A 557-nucleotide genomic window follows, 5' to 3' on the forward strand; every position below is an offset into this window, starting at 1 on the left:
GTGCCGCGCAGGATGAAGGGGTTGAAGCTGTCGTAGCTGCCCAGCGCCGTCAGGGCGACCTCGCCGCCCTTCGGCGCGTCGGGGTTCGCCCAGGGGAAATGGGTGAAACCCGCCGGCAGGGCCGGTTCGCCGAGGAGGGACAGCGCGTGGGTGCGGATGACTCCCTGGCTTTGGCCCGAGGCGGCGAAGGGAACCAGGCCGAAGCCCGCGGCGAAGAGGTCACGGCGTTTCATGCGCAGACAGTGGGGGCAGGCCGTGCCCAGGACAACCATTGTCAGCTGAGAAGCCCGACGATCTCCGGCAGCAGGGCCGGATCGCCCACCGCGATGACGTCACCGCGGCTTTCCAGGGTGAGCGGTTGGCCGCGCCAGTCGGTCATGCGGCCGCCGGCGCCCTCGATGACGGGGACCAGCGCGGCCCAGTCCCAGGGCTTCAGCGTGGTCTCGACCACGGCGTCGACGAGCCCGAGGGGGATCAGCCCGTAGCTGTAGCAATCTCCGCCCCAGGTGACGCGGCGGGCGGCTTGGCGAACCTTTTCGAAGCGCGCGGCGTCGGCG

General features: G+C 70.9%; 1 protein-coding gene and 1 pseudogene. Both read right to left on the reverse strand.

Translation table 11 applies throughout. The features are described 5' to 3' along the window. Positions 1–233: pseudogene (locus AC1DWF_RS37555) on the reverse strand (ABC transporter substrate-binding protein); the annotation flags it as partial. A gap of 41 nt (positions 234–274) precedes the next feature. Further along, the coding region (locus AC1DWF_RS37560) for an inositol monophosphatase family protein (RefSeq protein WP_476843495.1) at positions 275–557 on the reverse strand (283 nt) is incomplete at its 5' end.

The sequence above is a fragment of the Aminobacter sp. P4_D5 genome (assembly GCF_056401815.1).